The following is a 26,233-nucleotide window of genomic DNA, read 5'->3' as shown; positions in this document are numbered from 1 at the left end:
CTACTTTAAAATAAAAACTAATAGAAAAAAGGAGATTTGATATGAAAACTTTAGGATTTATTGGTTCAGGAAATATGGGAAGTGCAATGATAGGTGGTATAGTAAAATCAGGTCTAGTAAAAGCAGAAGATATAACTGTATCAGATTTAAGCCAAATTGCTTTAGATAAAGTAAAAGCAGAATTTTCAGTAAAGACTACAACTGATTCCAAGGTAGCTGTTGCAAATTCTGATGTAATACTAGTGGCACTTAAGCCTAATATATGTGAAAAAGCTTTAGCTCCACTTAAAGAATTAATAGATGCAGATAAAATAATAGTATCAATAGCAGCAGGAAAAACTATAGAAACATTAGAAAATATTATAGGTTCAGATAAAAAAATAGTAAGAGTAATGCCAAATACTCCAGCTCTTGTTGGAGAAGGTATGTCAGCTCTTTGTAAAAATAATAATGTAACTGATGAAGAACTAAATATGATTAAGTCTCTATTTGAATCATTTGGAGAGGCAGAAATAGTATCAGAGTATTTAATGGATACTGTTACAGGTGTTAGTGGGTCTTCTCCTGCATATGTGTTTATGTTTATAGAAGCTATGGCAGATGCAGCAGTATTAGCTGGTATGCCAAGACAACAAGCTTATAAATTTGCATCACAAGCAGTTATGGGGTCAGCTAAGATGGTTCTTGAAACTGGCAAACATCCAGGGGAATTAAAAGATATGGTTTGCTCTCCAGCAGGGACTACTATAGAAGCAGTTAGAGTGTTAGAAGAAGAAGGATTTAGATCAGCAGTTATAAAGTCTATTGTTGCTGCTATAGATAAATCTAAAGATATGAGCAAATAGTAAATTAAGAATAATATAAAAATAAATGTCTCAAAATGACTTTCATAGCTTGTTTTGAGACATTTTTATTTTATATTTTATTTTTTAGTCCATTCATACCATGTGCAATAAATGTACTAATAGTTTTTGCAGTATTTTCTGCTACTTCTGAATTATTTTCACTATATTTTTTAGAAATCATCTCTAAACAACCATCTATAATTCCTCCTACAATACAAGCATCTAAAATGTCTACAGTTTCTTTATTTTCTATTGTGTGACTGCTTTTTTAAAGTCCTTTTTAGCATTTCGTTATATTTATAAAAAATATACATTTTACCCTTACAAGATAAATTTTTAATTGTACTTGTATATTTTGGAAAAAGATTAATGATTGATTGAGTATTTAGTAGTTAAATATTAATAGCTAGTTAGATAAAAATTTAACTATATTATAAATAAATTATAATAATAAAAAATTTATAAATATCATTTTTAGACTCTAAGTAGATTTATGCAAAAGCAAATTTACTTAATGGACTTTGTAAATTTGAAATAATATTCATAGAATAATAAAATTTATAAGATTTTCTTCATTAATAAGTTCTAAAAACATATATATTACATTACTTTTGATTATAGTAAATACAATGAAACTATATTACATAGATTCTATACTAAATATTCTGTACTAAATTATAGATAGATATTTTGAATTTATGGCTAAAAGCTAAAGATTTTATCTATAAAAAATTTAATATTATTACTCCATAACAGAAAATTAATAAAAGATAAGAATATAATCTGCTTTTTCATGAGTATATAAATGATATACTAGTGCTATAGTATTATTGATGTTTATATTGGAGGTTGAATATGAGGAATGAGATTTTAAGTTTTGTAAATGAATGTACATTATTTAACAATTTTGATGAACTTAAAAAAAAGGGTGGTATTGTAACAGAAGATATAGTGAAAAAGTTTAATTTAAGCAGAACTCAATCAAGTAGATTATTAAATGATTTGGTAAAGTCTGATAATCTTATAAAGATAAATAGTAGACCAGTTATCTTTTTACCCAAAAATAAGATAAATAATGTAATAGGACCTACGAAAAAAAGTATTTATGAAAGTGTAGACGAACTTAACAATGAGTGTAAAATATTAAAGCAAGAGGTTGTATTCAATAGTATTATAGGTCATGATAATAGCTTAAAAGAGGTAATAGAACAAATAAAAACGGCTGTACTTTATCCAAATGGTGGACTTACAATAATGTTAACAGGTGAAAGTGGAGTAGGAAAAACCTTTTTAGCTAAAGTAATATATGAATATAGTGTAAATAGTAATATATTAGAAAAAAATGCTCCATATAATGTACTAAACTGTGCGCAGTATTATAATAATTTGGAGCTATTGTCCAGTATACTGTTTGGACATGTAAAGGGAGCTTATACAGGAGCAATTGAATCTAGAGCAGGTCTAATAGAGCAATCTGATGGGGGCATATTATTCTTAGATGAGGTACATAGGTTGAACAGTGAAGGACAGGAAAAGTTATTCACATTTATGGATACAGGTACATTTTCTAGAATTGGAGAGAATGGGGTAAGCAGAAGGGCTAAGGTAAGATTAGTGTTTGCTACAACAGAGAGTTTATCCGAATTTTTACAAACTTTTCTAAGAAGAATACCTATAAATATTTATGTACCTAATATAGAAGAAAGAGGAAGTCTTGAAAAAAGAAAGATTGTAGAACACTTTATATACGAAGAAAGTAAAGTGCTTGGTTTGCCTATAGAGATAACCCAAATTACATTAAATACAATTTTAAAGATAAAATTCAAAGGCAATATAGGTGAATGTAAAAATGTAATAAAATATGCATGTGGACGAGCATACGCAAAAAACCAAAGACGAAATGAAAATATCTTTGTTACACTTCAGGACCTTCCTAGGAACATTTATATAGAAAATGCAGATGTATTTCAATTCCAAAGTGGGAAAAGCAAAAGTATTGTATTTTCTCCTAACCAATCTAGTCTTGAGATATCAGTTGGAGGAAATAAAAGAAATATAATATATCAAACTCTTATAGAGTGTTTAAATTACTTTGATAGTCTAGAAAAAAACGAAATAACAGACAAGCTATTTAGCGAAAACAGCTCCAATTTAATGATTAGATTAATGGATAATCTTATTTTTTCAAATAATGATGAAAATAAAAATGTACTTATGGATCTTATAATATCTATAATGCAGGATATATTTAGAAGTCTAGAAGTTAACAACAATATAAAATATGATGGGAATAATGTATTAGCATTTTCATCATATCTTTATCTAAAGGATGAGTCTTATCAACTGTCTGATGAATATAAGAATTTAGAAAGCAGATTACTAATGTACTTAAAAAAAGAAAATTATAAAGAATACTCTATAATAAATAAAGTATCTACATTAATAATGAACAGATTAGATATGTATCTTAATAATGCAGATATAATTATGATGACTATATTTATTAAGTCAACAGTTATAAGAATGAAGTCTAATAAAATTAATGCAATGATTATAGCACACGGATATGCTACAGCTAGTAGTATGGCAAATGTATGTAATCGTATGTTAGGTAAAAATGTATTTACAGCTATTGATATGCCTATAGATGCTACTATAGCGGATGTATCAAATCAAATGTCTAGATACTTGGATGAAGATAGAATAAAAAATGGACTAGTTGTGCTATTTGATATGGGTTCTCTCAATTTGATATATGAAGATTTAAAGAATAAAATAAATAGTCCAATGTTATTTATAGACCAAATATCTACTATCTCTGCACTAGAGGTAGGAAATTTATTAATGCAAAGTAAAAATATTGAAGAGATTGCAGAAATTATGGATGAAGAAACTAAACCAAATATACAATTGTATTATCCTCAAAAAAATAAGGAGTATGCAATCGTATCTTCTTGTTTTACAGGAATAGGCACTGCTATAAAAATTCAGCACCTACTTTCAGATAGTTTAATGGGAATCTTTGATGTTAAGATAATACCATATGATTATGATAATCTTGTCTCTATGGGAGATAAAGACCCAATTTTCAAGATGTATGATGTATTGGCCATAGTAGGGACTGCCAATCCAAATGTAAATGGTGTAGATTTCATACTATTAGAGGATATGATATCGGGAAAAGGAGAAGACGATGTCTTTAGGATACTTAGCAGAGTAGTAGAAAGTGAAAAAATTAAAAATATAAATGATTCTATTATAAAGAATTTTTCATTGACTAGAGTAATAGATAGCCTGACCATTTTGGATTCAAAAAAGATAATAGAACGAATAGAAGAGGGAATAAATGCTATAGAAAATATTCAAAAGAAAAAACTTCCTAATGATAAAAAGATTGCTTTATATGTTCACTTAAGTTGTATGATTGAAAGATTAGTTAGACAAGCTGAGATTGAAGAGTATAATGATATGAATTTATTAATTAAAAACCATAATAGTGAAATCAAACTAATAAAAAATGCGTTTAGTGTGCTAGAAAAAAGTTATAGTGTGCAAATACCTATTTCAGAAATAGGATACATCTATAATATTATTTATGGTCTACCTCAGTAGAATACAGGATTAAAAAATAGATAAATAAAATTAAAAAAAAGTATGCCACTATTTGGCATACTTTTTGCTTTTATAGCTAAGTAAGAGAATAAATAGTAAAAATTTTAATATAGAATGGAGGATTTAAGGAAAATGATATCTTTAATGAGAATTGATGACAGATTAATACATGGTCAGGTAGCGTATGGATGGTCAACGTCACTAGGTATAAATGTAATCTTAGTTGCAAATGATGAAGCAAAAAATGACCAAATGAAAGCTATGTCATTAAATTTAGCTAAGCCTAGCAATGTAACCTTATATATAAGGGGGATAGAAGAATCTGGAGAAATAGTAGAAAAATTTGCTTCATCAAAGAAAAGTAATGTATTAGTATTAGTAAAAAATACAAAAGATGCTTTAGATGTAGCCAAAAATTCAGGAGGAGTTTTAAAAGAAATAAATGTAGGTGGATTAAGGTATGAAGAAGGAAAGAAGAAGCTTACAGACTTAGTTGCTGTTGATGATAATGATATAAATAATTTTAAGGAAATAATTGATTTGGGAATTGATATAGAATTCAGAATGTTACCTAGAGACAAAAAGAAAAAACTATCAGACTTAATAAAATAATTTAGGAGAAAGAAAATGAAAAAATTTTTAATTGCAACACATGGAAAACTGTCTAGAGAGCTTGTTGATACAAGTAAATTAATAATTGGTTCATTAAATAATGTTGAGTACTTTTGTATGACAAAAGATAAATCAGCAGATGATGCTGAGAAAGAAATTAGAAGTATACTATCAAATAACAAAACTAATGAAGAATTTGTTGTTCTAACAGATGTATTTGGTGGAAGTGTAGCAAACATATGTACTAATTTACTTTTAAAAGGGGTCAAATTTGAGTTATTGACAGGAGTAAATTTACCAATGCTTTTATCTGTTCTTTTATCAGTTGAAGAAGATACAAAACTATTAACTAAATCAGGGTTAGAGGAAGCAAAAAATGGAATTATTTATGTAAATGAATTATTAGAAAGTCAAAATAAAATTAAGAATGTGATGTAATTAATTTAAATTTAAACTGAATTAAGAGGGAGGTTTACTATGTTAGTACAAGCTATCATGTTAGCTATTATAGCAGGTTTTGGCATATTAGATGGGCGTATATTTGGTCAGTCTATGCTGGATAGACCCATAGTTACAGGTATGTTAGTAGGGTTAGTTTTAGGAGATATAAAGGCAGGAATTATGATTGGTGCACAACTTGAGTTAATTTGGATGGGAATTGCAGGAATAGGTGCAGCTACTCCTCCAGATGTAGTAACAGGTGGCGTATTAGGTACAGCTTTTGCTATATTGTCAGGAAATGGTGCAGAAGTTGCTTTGGCAGTTGCAGTGCCAGTAGCAGTCTTAGCGCAATCTCTTGGTGTATTGGTTAGAATAATAAACTCATACTTTTCTCAAAAAGCAGTTTTTTATGCTAAACAAGCTGATTTTAAGAAAGTTACTATAATGATGTGGATACCAGTAGTACTATTCTTTTTAAGTACATCAGTTCCAACTTTTTTAGCAATCATGATTGGTGCTGATAAAGTTACAATATTAATAAATGCAATACCTAAAGTTATATTAGATGGATTAGGCGTCGCTGGAACATTATTACCAGCAGTAGGATTTGCACTTCTTATGGATATGTTACTTTCAAAAAAGATGTCTGTATTCTTCTTTATAGGATTCCTTTTAGCATCTTATGGTGGGATAGATATAACTGCAATTGCACTGTTTGGAGTTTGTGTAGCAGTCGTATTAAACTTTTATATAAATAACAAAGAAAATAATCAAAATCCTCAAGTGGCAATTAATACTTTAACGGAAGGAGAGATTGACTTTGAATAAACTAACAAAAAAAGAATTAAGAAGTATGTTTTGGCGCTCATTTGCTCTTCAGGGCGCATTCAATTATGAGAAAATGCAAAATTTAGGTTACTGTTATTCAATGTTACCTGCAATAAAGAAACTATACAATAATAAAGAAAAGCAAGCAAAAGCAATAGAAAGACATCTAGAGATTTTTAATACAACAACCGTAGTAGTTCCTACAATATTAGGGATAACAGCAGCTATGGAAGAAGAAAACGCTAACAATTCAGAGTTTGATGAAAGTTCAATTAGTGCTGTTAAAACAGCGCTTATGGGACCTCTTGCAGGAATTGGAGATTCACTATTTTGGGGAACATTTAGAATTATAGCTGCTGGAGTAGGAGTATCACTTGCAAAAGAAGGAAATATATTTGGACCATTATTATTCTTGCTATTATACAATATACCAGCATTTGCTCTTAGAATATTTGGACTTAAATATGGGTATCAAGTCGGAGTAAATTCCCTTGAGAGAATACAAAAAGAAGGACTTATGGAGAAAATAATGTCTATGGCTACAACTGTTGGTTTATTTGTTGTAGGAGGAATGGTGGCAACAATGTTAAGTATAACCACTCCTTTGAAATTTAACTTAAATGGTGCAGAAGTAGTTTTACAAGATATATTAGATAAAATAATACCTAATATGCTACCTTTAACTTTTGCGTTTGTAATATATTACATGTTAAAGAAAAAGGTAAGTGTAACAAAATTAACTATAGGAATTATAGCAGGAGGAATTGTTTTACATGCTATAGGTCTATTATAGAACTTAAATTATAATTTATTGAATATATTATAGATAAGGAAGGCATACAAAATGAGAATACAAGATTATATTTTAGAGACACCAACTAGAATGAGAGAAATGATATCCAATGCAGATAATTTGTTTAATGAGGTTAAGAAAGAAGATATAAAAAAGATTATAATAACAGGTTCAGGGACTAGTTATCACTCAGGGGTACAAGTACAAGCATATTTACAAAATTTATTAGATATAGATGTTGTAGTGATATATCCATTTATGATAACTGAAGATACATTTAAGTTTAACAATGAAAATACTTTAGTGGTAGGGATATCTCAAGGTGGAAGCAGTTATTCTACATATAATGCTATGAAATTAGCAGAAGACAATGGTTGTAAAATAGCATCTATGGCAGGTTGTAAAAACGCTCTAATAGATGAGATTTCTGATTATATATTAACAGTAAATTGTGGGGAAGAAAAATCTGGAGCTAAAACAAAAGGATACTACTGTACAAAGTTGAACTTAATGTTATTAGGGCTTCAAATAGCTAGAGAAAAAGGATTAATATCTAGTAAAAGGTATAATGAGGAGATAAATAAGATATTAGATGCAATTGATAGATTTAAATCAGTGTATAAGTTATCTGAGCAATGGATTGAAAGAAACAAAGAAAAGCTGATTGACTCTAAAGAAATAAGAATAATAGGTCATTCTGATATATATGGAGATACACTAGAATCAGCATTGAAATTATTAGAAACAATGAGAATACCTGTAACTGGATACGAGTTTGAGGAGTTCATACATGGTATATATAATGCTATAAATAGTGATTCAACTATATTTATATTAGATACAGGAAAAGAGCCTAGAGTAGCCAAAATGGTTCAGGTACTTTCTGGATGGACAGACAAAGTATTTGTTATAGGTAGAGAAGTTACAGAAGATAATAAAAACTTAAAAATAGATATTACAGATAATCATTATTATCAAACATTTAACTTTATAATACCTATACAATTAATATGCGGAGAAATACCTATATTAAGGGGAGTAGACCCAAGTATTCCAAAAGATACTAAGTTCCATATGAAATTAGGAAGTAAGAAGCTGAATAAGTAAAAAAGAAGCTATCACACAGCAATTTAAAATTGTTTGTATGATAGCTTCTATATTATTCTAATAAGGTTTTTGTAGGAACTATCTTTAAAGGATAGTTCTTTAAATTTATCTTTAAATATAAGACATCTACATGTTAGTGTGTACTACTTTTTTTATCATTATTTTCTTCGTCTGAACAAGCATTAGAACTTGGACATCCACTACAGCCAGAACATCCACTACAGCTATTTCCATTCTTTGTAGACTTGAATTTATTAAATAAAATCACAACTGCAAGAACTATAATTATTCCGCCTATCAAAGCTTCCATTATTGAATTGCCCATAAATAATACTCCACCAATACTTTTAACTATAAACGCCATTATCCATGCTAATACAAACTGATATGCAAATGATGCAAACATCATCTTATTGCCATATTCTTTTTTCATAGTTGCAAGTGCAGCTATACATGGAGTATATAAAGCAGTAAATATCAAGAAAGTATATGCAGTAACTCCATTAAATATTGTTGGCAATACAACATTTAGATTACCATATAGTATATTTAAAGAGTTTACTACGATTTCTTTTGCTCCAAGACCACTTAAAATAGCAACTGAAGTTCTCCAATCATCAAAGCCAAGGGGCTTGAATATAGGAGATATAATATGACCTAGAGTAGCCAAAAAGCTTACATTTATATCTTCTGTATATCCAAAAATATTAAATGAAGAAAGTCCCCAAATTACAACTGACATTGCAAACATAACAGTAACAACTCTTATTAAGAAACCTTTTGATTTATTCCATGTATTTTTAATAAGTGCATCTATAGTAGGAATTCTATATTCTGGTAACTCTAATATAAATGGCTCAGCCTCTGTTTTAAATGCCGTTTTATTTAAGAATAATGCAATCACTATTGCCATAACTATACCAACCAAGTATAGTGATGTAGTCACTAAGGCAGCATTATGTGGAAAGAATATAGCTACGAATAGTGCATATATAGGTAGTTTTGCTCCACAAGTCATAAGTGGTGCAATAAGAGCTGTAACTCTTCTGTCTTTTTCACTTTCCAATGTTCTAGTTGCCATTATAGCTGGAGAAGAACATCCCATACCCATAACTATAGGTATAAAAGCTTTACCAGATAGACCAACTTTTCTCATAACTTTATCCATTAAAAATGCTGTTCTTGACATATATCCACTATCTTCAAATAGTGATATACCAAAAAACAATGTAAATATTAATGGGAAGAATGGTAACGTGCCACCAACACCTCCAATTATACCGTCAACTATAAGTGACTTAAACCACGGGCTAGAGTTAGATAACATATCACTAGCAGGTGCAGAAATATAAGCTTCTATAATACCAGCAAAGCCCTCTTGTAGTGGTCCTCCAACCCAATCAAAGGTAAATTTAAATAAGAGGAACAGTACACCAATAAATATTGGATAGGCTAATATAGGATTTAAAACTACATTATCTATTTTATCACTGATAGATTTTTTGTGTGTATATGTAGTTTTTGTACATCTTGATAAAATGGATTCTAATTTTTTGTATGTTTCCGTTTCACTTCCAAAGTTTGTTTGATATATAAAAGCTTTTTGAGTAGCTCCTTTAATTTCTTCTTCTATTCTCTCAACACCGTTTTTCTTTTTTGCAATAATTGGAACAACAATTACTCCAAGTTCTTCACCTAATTTTTTAGCATCTATATTAACACCTTTAGATTCTGCAATATCTAACATATTAAGCAGTATAACTATAGGTTTGTTAAATTGCATAAGTTGAGTTGTTAAATAAAGATTTCTCGATAAGTTAGATGCATCAACTACATTTACTATTACATCAACGTCTTCATTTTCTAAATATGATTTAGAAACCTTTTCTTCATTTGAGAAAGTATCCATTGCGTATATACCAGGTAAATCTACAACTTTTATTTCTTTCCCAATAAATCCTTCTTTTTTTTCTATAGTAACACCAGGCCAGTTACCTACATATTGATTTGAACCTGTAAGTAGGTTGAAAACAGTAGTTTTACCGACATTTGGGTTTCCTAATAATGCTACATTAATCACAGGTAGCTCCTCCTCTATTATTGTAAAGAAATATTTTTAGCATCAGATTTTCTAATAGCAAGGTCAAAACCTCTAAATCTGATTATAATTGGGTCTCCAAATGGAGCAACCTTTTTAACTTCTATTTCAGTACTATTTATACATCCAAGTGCAAGTAATCTTTTAGATAATTTAATATCTCCATCTATACTATTAATAAGTCCTTTTTCTCCTATTTTTAAATCGTAAACAGTCATTATTAGCACCTCCTAATGAAATTCATTATCATTAAAATTGTAACAAGTATGATACAAAAAGTCAAGAATTATAGAGGCAATTACACATTGAAATCACTAATGTTTATTTTAAATAAATTGAAAAATATTTTAATCTAAATTAGGTGTTTTTATATATTTTGTATTATAATGTAAGATGATAGATAAAATTTGGAGGAGTTAACTCAATGAAAACTAGAAAAATGACATTTTTAGGTCTGATGATAGGGTATAGTTTAGCTTTATATGTATTAGAGACATATATACCGAATCCTCTTATAATTATATTTCCAGGGGCAAAATTGGGTTTGAGCAATATTATAACTTTAATTTCATTAATGTTGTTAGGTGTCAAAGATACTGTTATAATTGTTACTATCAGGGTAATTTTGTCATCAATATTCGCAGGTCCTTTGTCCTATCTTCTATTTAGTATAGGAGGAGCTTATCTAAGTCTTTTATTTATGTATTTAGCAAGTAAAATAAAAGGTTTATCATTGATTGGAGTAAGCATTATAGGTGCAATAGGGCATAATATAGGTCAATTAATAGTTGCAAGTTTAATCATAGAAAATATACTTGCTATAGGATACTTACCATTTATGTTAATGGCATCGTTAGTAACGGGTATGTTTGTAGGCTTAGTGTCTAGGTATACAGTACCCAAGTTGGAGCATTTTTATAGTAAGTTTTATTGACATAATATTGACAAAATATAATATTGTTTGATAAAATGTATATAAAAATATACAAATTTGTAATAGTGGTGATTATTATGGCGAACAATGAATTAGAAACGTTAAAAAATGAGATTGAAGCAGTTAGGGAAGAGATAAATACATACATAGAATATCCAGAAATATTTCAAGAAGAGTTAGTAGAATCGAGTAAGAAAATAGATATATTAATAAATAAATACATGTACTTAAGCAAATAGCCCACAGTTGTGGGTTTTTTTGTATCAAAAATTAACAGATAGCTATATTTTACATATATTAATAATAATATTAAGATATAAAATAGTATTTCTGATGTGTAAATTATCTGTAGGACATAATTATGATTAGGTCAGGAGGGTTTTATATTATGGTTGACATAGGAAGTAAGGAGATAGCAATAAGGTTACTATTAGCTCTAATAATAGGAGGAATAATAGGTTTAGAAAGAGAAAAAATAAGACAGTTTGCAGGGTTTAGGACACATATATTAATAGCAATAGGTTCTTGTATTGTTTCAATAACTTCAATTCAGTTATTTTCTGATTATAATTTATATACAAATGCTGACCCAGCAAGAATGCCTGCTCAGGTATTATCTGGAATTGGTTTTTTAGGTGCAGGAGCAATTTTAAAAAATAAAGGTGGAGTAAAAGGGCTTACTACAGCTGCTGGCATGTGGGCAACTGCGTGTATTGGTATAGCAGTAGGTTATGGTTATTATGAACTATCAATTTTAGGTGGGCTATTTGTAATGATAGCATTATTTGTACTTAGGATAATAAATACGTTTTTATTCAGCCAAGAAAAAAATGTGTTGATATTAAAATTAAGCAATTTGGATTCGATACCTTTTTTATATGATAAATTTGAAAAAAGTCAACTTATTGTAAGAAATATGGAAATAGAATGTCGTAATGAAGAATACTGGAAAGTTAATTTTTTTGTATCTTATGGTAAGAGAATACACTTACATGATGTTATGAAGGAAATAAATATGATAGAAGGAGTAATAAATGTAGATTATTTGGACTAAAATATATACAATATATTTTGTAAAGATAATAAAATATAAAAACAAATCAAAATAGAGGTGTATTATATGGGAACTGATAGAAGTACAGTAGAAGAAAAGTATAAGTGGAAGATAGATAAGATGTATTCTAGTAAAGAAGAAATCGAAAAAGACATAAGTAAAGTAAAAAATCTTATCCAAGAGGTAAAAGAGTATAAAGGTAAAGTTTCTGAGAGTAAAGAGAATTTATATAAAGTATTAAATATTTCTGAAAATGCATCTAGAATTATTCAAAATCTATATGTATATACTCATATGAAACAACATGAAGATACTAGAATCAATGACAATCAAGGAAGAGCTACTAAGACAGAAATGTTATCGACTGATTTGGGTGTGGCTACTTCTTATATAGTTCCAGAGATACTGGCTATAGAAGAGAATAAACTAAATGAATATTTAAAGGATGAGGAGTTATCTTTTTATACAAAGTATATCAAGGATATATTAAGAGATAAACCTCATACTTTAAGTGAAAGAGAAGAAGAAATACTTGCTGCTACATCAGAGCTATCAACAGTTCCAGAAAATGTATATGATATGTTAGCATATGCTGATATGGAATTTCCTGAGATAGAAGATGAAGAAGGCAATAGAGTTAAGCTTTCTCATTCAAATTACTCTTTATTTATAAAAAGTAAAAATGACAGAGTTAGAAAAGAAGCTTTTGAAGGTGAATTTTCAACTTATGGAAAATATAAAAATACATTTGCATCAACTCTTTATGGTGGAATAAAGTCAGAGATATTTTATGCAAAAACTAGAAAATATAATTCAGCAATAGAGGCTTCCTTATTTTCAGATGATGTAAGTTTGGATGTTTACAATAATCTTATATCAGCTATAGATGAAAGTCTTCCTACTTTAAATAAATATGTTGAACTTAAAAAGAAATTTTTAGGGCTAAATGAAATACACATGTACGATTTATATGTACCTTTGACAGAAAAGTTTGATATGGATATACCATATGATAAAGCACAGAATATCATATTAGAGGCACTTAAGCCTTTGGGAGAAGAGTACTTAAAAGCTATAAAGAGTGCTTTTGAAGAAGGCTGGATTGATGTATATGATAATGAAGGTAAAAAAGGAGGAGCTTATTCTTGGGGAAGTTATGATTCGCATCCTTATATATTAATGAGCTATAAAAATGACCTTAATTCTCTATTTACTTTAGTTCATGAATTGGGTCATTCTGTCCATAGTCATTATTCAAGAACAAGTCAACCATTTTTATATTCTGACTATAAGATATTCGTTGCAGAAGTTGCATCTACTTTAAACGAATTACTTCTTATAAATTATTTGTTAGAAAATTCTAAGTCTAAAGATGAAACTATATATCTATTAAATTATTATTTAGAACAATTTAGGACTACAGTTTATAGACAAACTATGTTTGCTGAATTTGAAAAAATTGTACATGAAAAAGTAGAGAGTGGAGAACCACTTACTGCTGATGAATTTACTGATATATACTATAAATTGAATGAAAAGTATTATGGAAAATCTGCAGTAGTAGATAAACAAATAGGAATAGAGTGGGCTAGAATCCCTCATTTTTATTCAAATTTCTATGTATATAAGTATGCTACAGGATTTTCAGCTGCAAGTGCTTTAAGTCAACAGATACTTTCAGAAGGTAGTACTGCTGTAGATAGATATTTAAACTTCTTAAAAAGTGGAGGGTCAGAGTATCCTTTAGAACAATTGAAATCTGCTGGTGTAGATATGACAAAAAAAGAATCTATAGAAGAAGCCTTAAATGTATTTGCTGGTTTAGTTAATAAACTAGAAAAAGAATTATAGAATGTGGCAAATTAATAATCTTAGTGAAGGTTTGCAATAATTCTAAATGTTGCGTTATACTCATATACTTCAAAAATAACTTAAAAAAATTAATATAATTAGCAATATACTATATAAAATTAAATTTTTACATGTATTTAACAATATTTACACTTACTTAACCTCGCTCTAATATTCACTTAACAAAAAATATGTATTATTAAAATATAGAAAATATGACAACAAAAAAATTAAAATATAAGCGGGGGTAAGTGAAATGTTTAAAAAGAAAATAGGAGTTCTTTTAGCTAGTACAATGTTAGTTGGAGGTTTAGCAGTAGGATGTGGCTCTGGCTCAGGAGGTTCAGCAGACTCAAATAAAGTTTCTGTTTCAGGTTCGACTTCAATAGGTCCTCTTATGGAAACTATAGGAGAAAAGTTTCAGGAAAAAAATGAAGGTGTTAGTGTAGAAGTTCAACAGATTGGTTCTTCTGGAGGTATAAAAAATGCTATAGAAGGAACATCTGAGATAGGAATGAGTTCAAGAGACTTAAAAGATGAAGAAAAAAGTGCTGGATTAAAGGAAACTAAGATAGCAATAGATGGAATAGCATTGATAACTAATACTACTAACCCAGTAAAAAATTTAACAATGGATCAAGTTAAAGGTATTTATACAGGAAAGATAACTAACTGGAAAGACGTAGGAGGAAATGACGCTCCAATAGTAATTGTATCAAGAGAAGAAGGTTCAGGAACTAGAGATGGATTCCAAGAAATTGTAGGATTCAAGTCAGAAGAATTAACTAAAGATGCACAAATAAGTGATGGTTCAGGAAATATAAAAACTACAGTTGAGGGAAATGAAAATGCTATAGGATATATATCATTTGGATATGTTGATGAGAAAGTAAATAGTTTGAAAATAAATGATGTTGAAGCAACTGATGCCAATGTAATAGCTAATAAATATCCAATATCAAGACCATTTATACTAGTTAATAAAGAAGATAATTTATCAGAAAAAGGTAAAGCTTTAATAGATTATATATTGAGTGACGAAGGACAAGCACTTGTTTCAGAAAAAGGATTTATTAAAGTTAATCAATAATATAAATATTTAATATAAAATGAATATATAGTACCCTGCAAGATAAGCTCATAAAAATGTTGCTGTAACTTGCAGGGTATTGTCTATTATTGGTGATATGAATATAAATATTTTAATTATATAATAGATATTTTAGTACATTATCTCTAAAGAATATTGGAATATTGACAAAATAATATTACAATGTTAGAATAAAAAGGAAATTTATTAAAGTGTATTAAAATTTTTTAATAAAAATATTTTAGAAACTGAGAAGTATACCTTATTATTGGGCATCTAGAGGTATATGGAGTTAGTGGTGCAACCGGCTATGAATATAATTTTATATTGCATAGCCTTTTTTTGTTTTAAATTTAACAAAAATATTTAAAAATCTAAAGACTATTGAATTAGTAGTTAGATTTAATTTGATACGTGGAATTTTGGCTTTTAAAGTAGCCATTTGTTGGAAAAGGGGAATTTTTTTTAAAGTATAATATAATTATAATAAGAAAATAACGTTTTTATAAACATCAAGATGCGAAATATAAACATTTTGTAACAATACATTTACCAAAATAATCCAATTTATTTTATATTATAACTATATAAATCATATAAATCAATACTCAAACTGGCTGATTGACAAGTTTCTAGAAAAATAATAAATTTATAATATAAAATCACCTTAAGCTCCATTTTCCAACAATCGGAGACTTTGATTAGTATTTAATAATGAATCTTAATATTTAATTCAATATTCAAGAATTATTCAAAAATACTTAAGTTTTATAGTCGAGTTTGTAAAGATATTATAAAATAATAATACTAGTTATATAAAAAATAAAACATCATAATTTGTAATAATTAAAACCTTAGACTATGATTGAAATATTTTGAATGGAGTGGTGTAATGTATAACTTACTGGTTGTAGATGATGATGTTGATATTTTAAACATAAATCAAATTTATTTTTCAAATATAGGTTTTAATGTATATATATCTAAGACAGCTAAAGAGGCTATGAAGATAGTAGAAAGTGTAGTTTTAGATTGTATAATTCTAGATATTGCATTACCAGACTTAGATGGGTATAAAGTATGCAATGTTATAAAAGAAAAGGTTAACATACCTATAATATTTTTATCTAATTATGAACATGAAGAAGAAAGAGTTCGGGGTTTTTTAGCTGGAGGAGATGATTATATAACAAAGCCATATAGCTTAAAAGAACTTGAACTTAGAATATATGCTCGTATGAGGCAATATAAAAACATTACATCAGTTCCTAATGTGTTAAAATTTTCGTCTTTAGTGATAAATGTGAACTCAAGAAAAGTAACTTTTGACGAAAAAAGTATCGATTTAACCACTATGGAGTTTGAAATATTATTGTTTCTAGCTGAAAATAAAGAACAAGTATTCTCAAAAATAGAAATATATAATCAAGTTTGGAAAATGCCTGATATTGGAGACCAACATACAGTACAGGTTCATATTGCACAGATGAGGAAAAAAATTAATTCTTTAAGCAGAGAGCATCAATACATTCAAACTGTATGGGGAAAAGGATATAAATTTGTACCGTAAGTGGGATACTGTAATCAATAAATAGTTCTTGTTTTATTTAGTACTACTATGAAAGAGATGTGATTGATGCAATGAAAAAGTATAATATACTAAAAGGAACTCTCATTGTATTGATAATCTCTCTGTTGGCAATAACAGGATTAAATCTTCTGTATAAATATGATAATAAATATACATATAAGTCTATTAGAGCAAGTAATGGAATTTTAACTATAGATAGTAATACCTTTACTAAAAGTAAACTTGTCTTTTTAATAGATGATTGGGAGTTTTATAACCATAAAATATTTAAACCAAATGATTTTATAGAACAACATATAAAACCAAAATACGTTTTTATAGGTCAATATCCAGATTTCTCTATGAGAAAAGAGAACCAATCACCATATGGCAATGCTACTTACCGTATGAGAATAAAAAATGAAGGTAGGGATAAGGTATTAAGTCTAGAGATTCCTGAAATTTTTTGTGCAAGTGAAGTATGGATAAATGGAGAAATGGTTTCTAAACTGGGAGATGTAGGAACAGAAAAGTATAGACCAAAAATTAAAAATTCAGTAGTAAGTTTTGTCGCAAAGAAAGATACAGAAATTATAATCAATGTATCTAATTTTTCACATTATTATAGTGGTTTGTATTATCCACCTGCATTGGGGGAAACAAAAGACATAAGTAATATGGTATTTTATCGATTACTTTTTTATAGTATAATTTGTTTCACAACTTTTGCAATAGCTATATTTTCACTAGCTGTTTGGTTTTTTTCAAAAAAAAGTAAACTCTACTTTTATTTTGGATGTATGTGTATTTTCTTTGCAATACATGTATCATATCCTTTTGTGCATCTATTGGGGCTTCCTTTAGTAAACTTTACATATGCAGTTGAGGATTCATCATATTTTATAGCGGTCTTATGTATTATTTGTATAAATGGAAGTATATCCAAAATAGAAGAAAATAAAGGATATAGATTTTTAATTTTACCATTAGGGATTACAATGTGTATTATATCTATTGTAATACCAGTTGTTCTTCTTCCATATTATATAGATTTTGTTGATATATATGGAAAATTAATAGATATATATAAATATATTGTATTTATTTATATCTTAATGTCTTCACTAGTTTCAATCTATAAAAAGACATGCTCTGAGCATATAAGTTCCTATATTTTAGTTTCAGTAAATATTGTGTTTGGTATTAGTGTATTATTCGATGCAGTGACTAGTAACAGATTTGAGCCTATATTTACAGGATGGCAAACAGAATACTGTGGGTTTATAATTGTTATTTTATTTTCTATTATGATGATACATAGGAACAAGATGATAATAAAAGAAAATGAAAAACTCACAAAGAATCTTGAGCATGAAGTTGAATTAAGAACTAATGAACTTATGACACTATTAGATGAACGTAAAAAGTTCTTGGCTGATGTGGCACATGATTTAAAAGCACCTGTTTCAGCTATACAGGCATTTATAGATTTAATAAAGGTTGGTAATATTCATGTAGATGAAGAGACAAAAGCTTATCTATCTGCGATAAATCAAAAATCAAATGAAGTACAAAGTAGAGTACGTAGTCTACAAGAATTTACATCACAAGATAAAGAAATTGGTCTTAGTGAGAAGATATGTCTAAATGATTTCATCAAAGAGATATATGAAAATAACTTGCCAGACACACAAGCATGTGGTGTAAACTTTGAACTCTCTCTATTAGATAAAAAAATATATGCAAAGATAAATAAAGAAAGATTGGCTAGAGCATTTGAAAATCTAATTTACAATGCTTTAAGCTTTACTTCATTTGATGGTAGGATAAGTTTGTCAATGAATAAAGAAGATGAATTTGCAGTTATTAAAATTTCTGATAATGGTAAAGGAATACCACCAGAAAATATACCAAAGATATTTGAACGGTTCTTTACAGCAAGAGATACTGACATTTCAACAGGGCAAGGGTTAGGGTTATATATTGTAAAGTCCATTGTAAAAGAACATGATGGAGAAATTTTTGTAGATTCAGAGTTAGGAAAAGGAACCGTTTTTACAATAAAATTAAATCTCTGTTTTTCATAATAATGGGTTATTTAATATAAAAGAATAATGATATTTAGGAGTGATTATAATGCAAACTAAGATATTGATAATAGATGGAGACAAGAATAATTGCCAGGAATTGAAAAACTTTTTAGAAGGAAAAGGGATAACTATAGATTTAGCATATAGCTGTGAAGAAGCTATTGGAAAAATATTTAGTAATAGATATGATTTAATATTTTTAGAGATAATCCTAACTGATGGTGATGGATGGACTCTCTGCAAGAAAATAAGAAATGTAACTACTTGTCCAATTGTTTATATGACTTACATAAATGAAGACCAAAGTATTTTAAATGCCTTAAATTCTGGTGGAGATGATTATTTGATTAAACCTCTAAATTTGGAAATTTTATATGCAAAAGTAAAAGCAATTTTAAGAAGAGTAAATTCATATATAAATAGCAATGAAAGTAATTCAAAATTAGAGGAATACAATAGAACTAGTGGAGTAATAAAATTAGAAGACAAAATAATAAAATTAACTCCAACAGAAAATAAATTATTAAATTATTTTATAGAGAATCCTGAAAAGACATTGACTACTAAAGAGATATATGAACATGTGTGGTTAAATGAATATTTAGAGGATAATTATAGTGTAGTAGTTGCAGTGAACGGATTGAGAAAGAAAATAGAAAAAGATTATAAAAATCCTCAAAAAATTATAACAATAAGAGGAGCAGGTTACTATTTTAATAAGGAATAATAAATATATTAACATCACTAATAAGTATTAAAAATGTGCAATGTTAGCAATATCTAAACGAAATTATAAAATAGCTGACTATAATTTAACTGGTGAAACCTATTTTTCTAGGCTTTATCATTTAAATTATAGTCAGTTTTATTATTTAAAAAGATTTTTACCTGAATTATTATTTTATAGATTATATTTGAAAAGATAAGCAAATTGCATATCTAAATTCATATATTTTTCATTTTCATGATTAAGATATACTAAATAAAAAGTTAAATAATAAGATTAAGAATTTCTTAATAAATTCTCATGCAAAAAATCATATATAAAAAAGTTAAATTTAGTATAATAGATATAAATATATAGAAAGGATTTTTAAAGTTTATGAGTGGAAAAATTTTAGTTGTAGATGATGAACGTGATATTGCTGATTTAATAGAAGTTTATCTTACAAATGAAAACTATATTGTTTATAAATTTTATTCTGGCCTTGACGCGCTAAACTACATTAACTTAGATGAATTTGACCTTGCAATTTTAGACGTTATGTTGCCAGGGATAAATGGTTTTTCTTTGTGCCAAAAAATTCGAGAAAAATATACTTATCCAATCATTATGTTAACAGCCAAGGATGAAGAAACAGACAAAATTACAGGTTTGACCCTAGGTGCTGATGATTATGTTACTAAACCTTTCCGACCTTTGGAGCTTGTTGCCAGAGTAAAGGCACAACTTAGACGGTATAAAAAGTATAGTGGAAGTTTACAGTCTGTTGATGAATTTTCACATATTTTTTCTTTTTTAGGTCTGGAATTGAATACCCAGACATATGAATGTCATTTAAATGGCAAAGCTCTTTCACTTACACCAACAGAGTTTTCTATTCTACACGTATTATTAAAGAATCAAGGTTCTGTGGTGAATTCAGAAAATCTTTTTCATGCTATTTGGAAAGATGAATATTACAATAAAAGCAACAATACTATAACAGTTCATATTCGTCATCTTCGTGAAAAATTAGGTGATACTGTAGATGAAGCAAAATATATAAAAACAATTTGGGGTGTTGGCTACAAGATTTGACACCTATTTTTCTTGTCAAGAAAGGATGTAGTATTATGAAAAAGACTAATAATTTTACTTATAGTAAACAAAATACAGAGGCATATATAAAATATAAGTTATATACAATGTTAGCTCTCTACACAGTTATAATGTTGGCTTCAATGTTTATAGCTGATTATACATTTTCAAATTTTTCAAATCCTTTTATTAAATGGTTTCAGTTGAGAAGAGATGTATTATTTTTTTTGGTTTTTATACTTGGATATATCACTATCTTCAATTTTTATTGGAAAAAACCATGGAATTATTTAAGAGAAATTATCGATGCTACACATACTATTTATCAACAAAATGATGATTTGGTAGAATTATCTAAACCATTAAAGGAAATAGAACAACAAATGAACCAAATTAAGATGTCTGTTTTGTTAAGTCAGCAAGCAGTGAAAGAGGCCGAAAATAAAAAAAATAATCTTGTAATGTATCTAGCACATGATATAAGGACACCTCTTACTTCAGTTATTGGATATTTGAGTTTATTGAAAGAAATACCTAATATGAATATTTCTCAAAAATCTAAGTATATCGAAATTGCACTTGACAAAGCACAATATTTGGAAAGACTTATCAATGAACTTTTTGAAGTAACACGATATAATTCTAATCAAATCAAAATTAATTGCGAAAAAGTAGACCTATATTATATGTTGCTTCAGTTAAAGGATGAATTTTATCCAATACTATCTGAAAATGGAAATACAGCTATTCTAAAAGCAAATGAAAATTTAACGATAAAAGCAGATTCTGAAAAACTTGCAAGAGTGTTTAATAATATCTTAAAAAACGCTATTGCTTACAGCTATCCTAATACAGAAATTATTATCTCAGCAGTTTATAAAGACAGCAAGGTAGATATTGCTTTTAGAAATTATGGTCAGACAATTCCAGAAGAGCAACTTTCTGCTATATTTGAAAAATTCAATCGTTTAGATGAAGCTAGGAAATCTGATATGGGTGGTGCAGGCTTGGGGCTTTCTATAGCGAAGGAAATTATAAATTTGCATGGTGGTGATATTACTGTTCAAAGTAAAAATGAAGTTACAATATTTACTATATCACTTCCTGCATCTGCTTAGTAAAATATGAATCAAATATTAGGATTTTCTTAAGAAATTATCTATTTAATATTAAAACTATGAGTGTCTTTGTTTAGTAAAATAAATACTGAGCAAGGCACTTTTGTTTTTGCAGGTAAGTAGATAAAGAGAGGAGTTTCAAATATGGAATTAAAAATTGAACATTTGACAAAAAAATTTAAGGATAAAATTGCTGTAGATGATGTTTGCCTTACTTTAACACCAGGTGTATGGGGATTTCTCGGAGCGAATGGGGCAGGTAAAACTACTTTGATGAGAATCATTACAGACATTATGAAACCCACCAATGGTAAAATTTTATATAATGGAAAAAATATCTATACAATGGGTGCTGATTACAGAAATTTACTAGGATTTTTGCCACAAGAATTTGGTTTTTTCCAAGATTTTTCCGTAAAAGATTATCTAGAATATGTAGCAGCGTTGAAAGATGTACCACCAAGAGAAGTAAAAGGAAAAATTAATAATCTGTTGGAAATTCTTACATTATCTGATGTAAAAAACAAAAAGATTATTAAATTATCTGGTGGAATGAAACGAAGAGTGGGAATTGCACAGGCTATGTTAAATGACCCTAAAATCCTTATAATGGATGAACCAACAGCAGGACTTGACCCTGGTGAACGAGTGAGATTTCGTAATTTTATTTCAGAATTTTCTCATAATCGTATCGTCCTAATATCTACTCATATTGTATCTGATATTGAGTACATATCAACTCAAAATGCTATTATGAAAAGTGGAAAAATTCTTGATGTAGGTACAACTGATAAACTGGTTAAGAAGGTAGAGGGTAAAGTATGGGAATGTCTTATATCAAATATAGATATTCCCAAATATGAAATGAACTTACGTATAATCAATCAGCGTAGTGAAAAAAACAATCAAGTATCTATTCGTTATTTGTCAGAAAGGTCACAAATTGATAACTCTATTGCTGTTGAACCAAGACTAGAAGATTTATATTTATGGTTATTTCCAGAAGCAATTTATAGTAAGGAGGAGAAATAAATGCGTATTTTTTATTTGGAAATCAAACGAGTGTTGCAATCACGTCGTACATTAATTTTATTATTGCTGGCATTAATTTTATCTGTGCTGATGGCTTTTCTTCCAATTACTTATGAGGGTATCAATTATTTAGATAATAATGGAAAAGTAGTCGAATTGAGTGGTTTGGATGCTATTGAATATAAAAAAACAATTTATGCTAATAACAGTGAGATTAGTAGTGGAGTTGTAACACCCAAAAAATTAAAATATGCTTTAAATATATGGAAAAAAACAGAAGAAAAGTATGGAAAAGTAGGTAGTGAGGATTTTCCATTAGATGTTTATTCTAAGAGTATTCTAGCAATTCGTCCATTGTTGAATAGACTTCCTGAAGCATTTGCTAATTCGGAAACAGGATTTGCAATAGAATTATCAGAAATAAATACGAATGATTTAGATTCTTTTTATGAACAATGTAAAACGCACTTAAATGATATTATGAAGATTGAACAACAAACTTCTAATGCACAGATGCAGGCTCAAGAGCTTTATAGCAAAGTAGATACTCCATTTGAGATATATCCAGGTTATTCTAAAGATGCTTTTGATTATATAGTATTTTATATTTTTATATTATTAATTATATGTGTTGCAATTGCTGCATCTACTTTTTCTGGTGAATATCAGACACAATCAGATAGCATCCTTCGTTGTACTAAACATGGACATACTCGTCTAGCGTTTACTAAAATATTAGCTCTATTTTCTATATTTATAGTAATGTTTGTTGTATGTATTTCTATCCATTTGGCAATTTCTGATTTAGCTTTTGGCACTGAATGTTTGAGAACCTCATTTCAAATGTTGTTTTCTGTTATTAGCCTAGTAAATATAAATTTACTACAAGCACAGATTCTTATAGCTATTGGTGGGCTGATTTCAATACTTGCAATGGTTAGTTTGACATTATTTTTATCTGCAAAATGTAAGGATTCTCTTACTTCTATGCTGATTGCTTTTTCTATTTGTTTAATTCCTATGGGAATAGGTGTTAGCTGGTTTGGATACCTACTACCATCAGGGGGAATTGGTTTTAAGATTAGTTTATTATATCAAATGACATCATTTAATTTCTTAAATTTAGGGAATATGAGCTTTTGGACACCACACATTATACTGTTTTTCTCAGTGATAGAAATACCTATTTTTATATTTTTGGCTATTCGTACTTATTGTAAACATCAAGTATCATAACAATTTTATGGAAATAATAGCTACATAGACAATAGAATATAATAATTACATATGTAGTATAGATGTTAAATTTAGTTAACAAATCTTAATAGCAGGTATAAGGAATAAATTACACATAAAGTGTATTATTACTTATATCTGCTATTTTAATATAATAAAATACCATCGTAATGTAAATTAAATGTCAAATATAGTTCTAAAAGTAAAATCAATGTTAAAAAAGTGAATATAATTTTACACTTGTTTAACTTAATCCTAATATAGATTTAACTTAAAAAAAGTAGAATAAAAGTATAGAAAATTTAATTGATACGAATTATAAAAATTTAAATTTTGAATACAGAATGAAAATCGATTGGGAGGATATTATGATAGTAAAATCTAGGTTAGTAGGTTTAGAAAAAAACAACAATAATGGCAACAAGACAAAATATATAATTGAAAAAGTAGCAAAAAATATTTTTTTACTTAGTGCTTTGGTAGCAGTTGCAAGTTTACTTTTGATAATAGGATTTGTATTTTATAAAGGACTAAGACCATTTATATTTGAGGGATACTCATTTATAGATTTTTTAACTGGTGCAGATTGGGTTCCTTCTGCTAATAAATTTGGAATATCATCTATGATAGTAGCATCAATATTTGCAACACTTGGAGCACTTGTGATAGGAGTACCAGTGGGTATATTAACATCTATATTTATAGCAGAAGTAGCACCTAAGAGGTTAGCAAAAATAATGTCACCAGCAGTTGAGCTTCTAGCAGGTATACCTTCAGTATTATACGGTGTATTTGGTCTTGCAGTGATAGTTCCAATGATACAAAATATGTTTAATCTTCCAAAGGGTCAAAGTTTATTAGCAATAGTAATAGTACTAGCAGTAATGATGTTACCAACAATAATATCTGTATCAGAAACAGCTATAAGAGCAGTACCAAAAGCATATAAAGAAGGTTCATTAGCACTTGGTGCATCAAAAATAGAAACAATCTTTAAAGTTGTATTACCAGCTGCGAAATCTGGAGTATTAGCTGCAGTAGTATTAGGAGTAGGAAGAGCTTTAGGAGAAACAATGGCAGTAATACTTGTTGCAGGAAACTCACCAGTTATGCCAACTTCAATAACAGACAGTGTAAGACCACTTACAACTAATATAGCACTTGAAATGGGATATGCATTTGGTACACATCAAGAGATGCTATTTGCAACTGGAGTAGTACTGTTTACATTTATATTAATCTTAAACTTAGTTTTAAATAAACTTTCAAATAAGGCGGTAAATTAAGATGAGAAAGTTCAGAGAGAATACATTAAAATTATTAGTATACCTATCAGCACTATTTACAATAGTATCGTTAGTAGTCATAGTAGGATTTATATTTATAAAGGGAATCGGAAATATGAATTTTAATTTCTTATTCAGCAATTATTCAGCATCAGGTGATGGTGGTATACTTCCAATGATAATTACAACATTATACACAGTAGTAGTTTCTATAGTCGTAGCAACGCCTATAGGAATCTTAGCTGCTATATATTTACAAGAGTATGCAAAAAAAGGAAAAGCAGTTACAGCCATAAGATTCGCAACTGAAAGTTTATCAGGAATACCATCTATAGTGTATGGATTATTTGGAGGAATTTTCTTTGTTGTTACATTAAAAATGGGGTATTCAATAGTTGCAGGTTCGCTTACAGTAGCAATAATAATATTACCAGTAATAATTCGTACAACAGAAGAAGCTTTAAAGACAGTTCCTCAAGCGTATAGAGAATCATCATTAGCACTGGGAGCTACTAAATTTCAGACTTTATATAAAGTAGTACTTCCAAGTGCAATACCAGGAATCTTATCAGGAATAATCTTATCAGTTGGTCGTATAATTGGAGAATCAGCTGCGATATTACTTACAGCAGGTACTGTAGCTAAGATGCCAGGTGGAATATTTGATAGTGCAAGAACATTAACTGTACACTCATATTTACTGACTAAAGAGAGTGGAGATATAGCAACAGCAGCTAGTATAGGAATTGTTTTAATAGTAATCGTATTAGCACTAAACATGCTAGCAAGATTTGTTGCTAAGAAGTTAAATAAGGCTAATTATTAAATTTAAGAG

At 28.4% G+C, this 26,233-nt stretch carries 23 protein-coding genes and 1 riboswitch; of the genes, 21 read left to right on the top strand and 2 right to left on the bottom strand.

What is annotated here, in order from left to right:
• The first annotated feature begins 41 nt into the window (after positions 1-41).
• From proC to ACTG48_RS18270, 7 genes are all read left to right on the top strand, one after another.
• Positions 42-845, top strand: a complete 804-nt coding sequence (proC, locus tag ACTG48_RS18300) for a pyrroline-5-carboxylate reductase (protein WP_021386204.1) — start codon at positions 42-44, stop codon at positions 843-845.
• A gap of 855 nt (positions 846-1,700) precedes the next feature.
• The gene (locus ACTG48_RS18295) at positions 1,701-4,457 is read left to right on the top strand and encodes a sigma-54-dependent transcriptional regulator (RefSeq protein WP_479917623.1); all 2,757 of its coding nucleotides are present in this window, start codon (positions 1,701-1,703) and stop codon (positions 4,455-4,457) included.
• 132 nt (positions 4,458-4,589) lie between these two features.
• Positions 4,590-5,069 carry a PTS sugar transporter subunit IIB gene (locus ACTG48_RS18290; protein ID WP_479917622.1) on the top strand — a complete coding sequence of 160 codons (480 nt, stop codon included), beginning with the start codon at positions 4,590-4,592 and terminating at the stop codon, positions 5,067-5,069.
• A 15-nt stretch (positions 5,070-5,084) separates the two neighbouring features.
• Positions 5,085-5,507: a PTS sugar transporter subunit IIA gene (locus ACTG48_RS18285; RefSeq protein WP_479917621.1), complete on the top strand. Its 423-nt coding sequence runs from the start codon at positions 5,085-5,087 to the stop codon at positions 5,505-5,507.
• Between the two features lie 39 nt (positions 5,508-5,546).
• Positions 5,547-6,338: a PTS mannose/fructose/sorbose/N-acetylgalactosamine transporter subunit IIC gene (locus ACTG48_RS18280; RefSeq protein WP_479917620.1), complete on the top strand. Its 792-nt coding sequence runs from the start codon at positions 5,547-5,549 to the stop codon at positions 6,336-6,338.
• The gene (locus ACTG48_RS18275) at positions 6,325-7,131 is read left to right on the top strand and encodes a PTS system mannose/fructose/sorbose family transporter subunit IID (RefSeq protein ID WP_479917619.1); all 807 of its coding nucleotides are present in this window, start codon (positions 6,325-6,327) and stop codon (positions 7,129-7,131) included. Before ACTG48_RS18280 ends, ACTG48_RS18275 begins: the two co-directional genes overlap by 14 nt.
• Before the next feature lie 51 nt (positions 7,132-7,182).
• Positions 7,183-8,238, top strand: coding sequence for an SIS domain-containing protein (locus ACTG48_RS18270; protein WP_479917618.1), 1,056 nt, complete (start codon positions 7,183-7,185; stop codon positions 8,236-8,238).
• A 133-nt stretch (positions 8,239-8,371) separates the two neighbouring features.
• Here the strand turns inward: ACTG48_RS18270 and feoB are convergent, their stop codons facing one another.
• Complete coding sequence (gene feoB, locus ACTG48_RS18265; protein WP_021386227.1) at positions 8,372-10,318, bottom strand: ferrous iron transport protein B; 1,947 nt, start codon at positions 10,316-10,318, stop codon at positions 8,372-8,374.
• A 17-nt stretch (positions 10,319-10,335) separates the two neighbouring features.
• The gene (locus ACTG48_RS18260; RefSeq protein WP_021386230.1) at positions 10,336-10,554 is read right to left on the bottom strand and encodes a FeoA family protein; all 219 of its coding nucleotides are present in this window, start codon (positions 10,552-10,554) and stop codon (positions 10,336-10,338) included.
• A gap of 206 nt (positions 10,555-10,760) precedes the next feature.
• Here ACTG48_RS18260 and ACTG48_RS18255 point away from each other — a divergent pair, with 206 nt between their 5' ends.
• From ACTG48_RS18255 to pstA, 14 genes are all read left to right on the top strand, one after another.
• Complete coding sequence (locus ACTG48_RS18255; protein WP_021386209.1) at positions 10,761-11,270, top strand: Gx transporter family protein; 510 nt, start codon at positions 10,761-10,763, stop codon at positions 11,268-11,270.
• Positions 11,271-11,347: 77 nt separating this feature from the next.
• The gene (locus ACTG48_RS18250; protein ID WP_021386276.1) at positions 11,348-11,509 is read left to right on the top strand and encodes an aspartyl-phosphate phosphatase Spo0E family protein; all 162 of its coding nucleotides are present in this window, start codon (positions 11,348-11,350) and stop codon (positions 11,507-11,509) included.
• Positions 11,510-11,658: 149 nt separating this feature from the next.
• Positions 11,659-12,324, top strand: coding sequence for an MgtC/SapB family protein (locus ACTG48_RS18245; RefSeq protein ID WP_479917617.1), 666 nt, complete (start codon positions 11,659-11,661; stop codon positions 12,322-12,324).
• Between the two features lie 66 nt (positions 12,325-12,390).
• On the top strand, positions 12,391-14,175 hold the full coding sequence (gene pepF, locus ACTG48_RS18240) for an oligoendopeptidase F (protein ID WP_479917616.1): 1,785 nt from the start codon (positions 12,391-12,393) through the stop codon (positions 14,173-14,175).
• Positions 14,176-14,431: 256 nt separating this feature from the next.
• Positions 14,432-15,265, top strand: a complete 834-nt coding sequence (locus ACTG48_RS18235; protein ID WP_479917615.1) for a phosphate ABC transporter substrate-binding protein — start codon at positions 14,432-14,434, stop codon at positions 15,263-15,265.
• Positions 15,266-15,500: 235 nt separating this feature from the next.
• Positions 15,501-15,584: riboswitch (cyclic di-GMP riboswitch) on the top strand.
• 573 nt (positions 15,585-16,157) lie between these two features.
• Positions 16,158-16,835, top strand: a complete 678-nt coding sequence (gene cmrR / locus ACTG48_RS18230) for a response regulator transcription factor CmrR (protein WP_021386246.1) — start codon at positions 16,158-16,160, stop codon at positions 16,833-16,835.
• 71 nt (positions 16,836-16,906) lie between these two features.
• Positions 16,907-18,922, top strand: coding sequence for a sensor histidine kinase (locus ACTG48_RS18225; protein WP_479917614.1), 2,016 nt, complete (start codon positions 16,907-16,909; stop codon positions 18,920-18,922).
• A gap of 49 nt (positions 18,923-18,971) precedes the next feature.
• Positions 18,972-19,652 (top strand): response regulator transcription factor, encoded by a 681-nt coding sequence (locus ACTG48_RS18220; protein WP_479917613.1) that lies wholly within the window; start codon positions 18,972-18,974, stop codon positions 19,650-19,652.
• A 375-nt stretch (positions 19,653-20,027) separates the two neighbouring features.
• Positions 20,028-20,726 carry a VanR-ABDEGLN family response regulator transcription factor gene (vanR, locus tag ACTG48_RS18215; protein ID WP_479917612.1) on the top strand — a complete coding sequence of 233 codons (699 nt, stop codon included), beginning with the start codon at positions 20,028-20,030 and terminating at the stop codon, positions 20,724-20,726.
• A 35-nt stretch (positions 20,727-20,761) separates the two neighbouring features.
• On the top strand, positions 20,762-21,844 hold the full coding sequence (locus tag ACTG48_RS18210) for a sensor histidine kinase (RefSeq protein ID WP_479917611.1): 1,083 nt from the start codon (positions 20,762-20,764) through the stop codon (positions 21,842-21,844).
• A 144-nt stretch (positions 21,845-21,988) separates the two neighbouring features.
• Positions 21,989-22,876, top strand: coding sequence for an ABC transporter ATP-binding protein (locus tag ACTG48_RS18205; RefSeq protein WP_479917610.1), 888 nt, complete (start codon positions 21,989-21,991; stop codon positions 22,874-22,876).
• The gene (locus ACTG48_RS18200; protein ID WP_479917609.1) at positions 22,877-24,112 is read left to right on the top strand and encodes an ABC transporter permease; all 1,236 of its coding nucleotides are present in this window, start codon (positions 22,877-22,879) and stop codon (positions 24,110-24,112) included. It abuts the gene before it with no gap.
• Positions 24,113-24,480: 368 nt separating this feature from the next.
• Entirely contained in the window at positions 24,481-25,398 is a 918-nt protein-coding gene (gene pstC, locus ACTG48_RS18195; RefSeq protein ID WP_021386196.1) for a phosphate ABC transporter permease subunit PstC, read from the top strand.
• Position 25,399: 1 nt separating this feature from the next.
• On the top strand, positions 25,400-26,224 hold the full coding sequence (gene pstA, locus ACTG48_RS18190; RefSeq protein WP_021386214.1) for a phosphate ABC transporter permease PstA: 825 nt from the start codon (positions 25,400-25,402) through the stop codon (positions 26,222-26,224).
• The last annotated feature ends 9 nt before the right edge of the window (positions 26,225-26,233 follow it).

This window comes from Clostridioides sp. LIBA-6822 (assembly GCF_056688955.1).
Note: the sequence above shows the minus strand (reverse complement) of the source record. Positions and strands in the feature narration are given on the sequence as shown.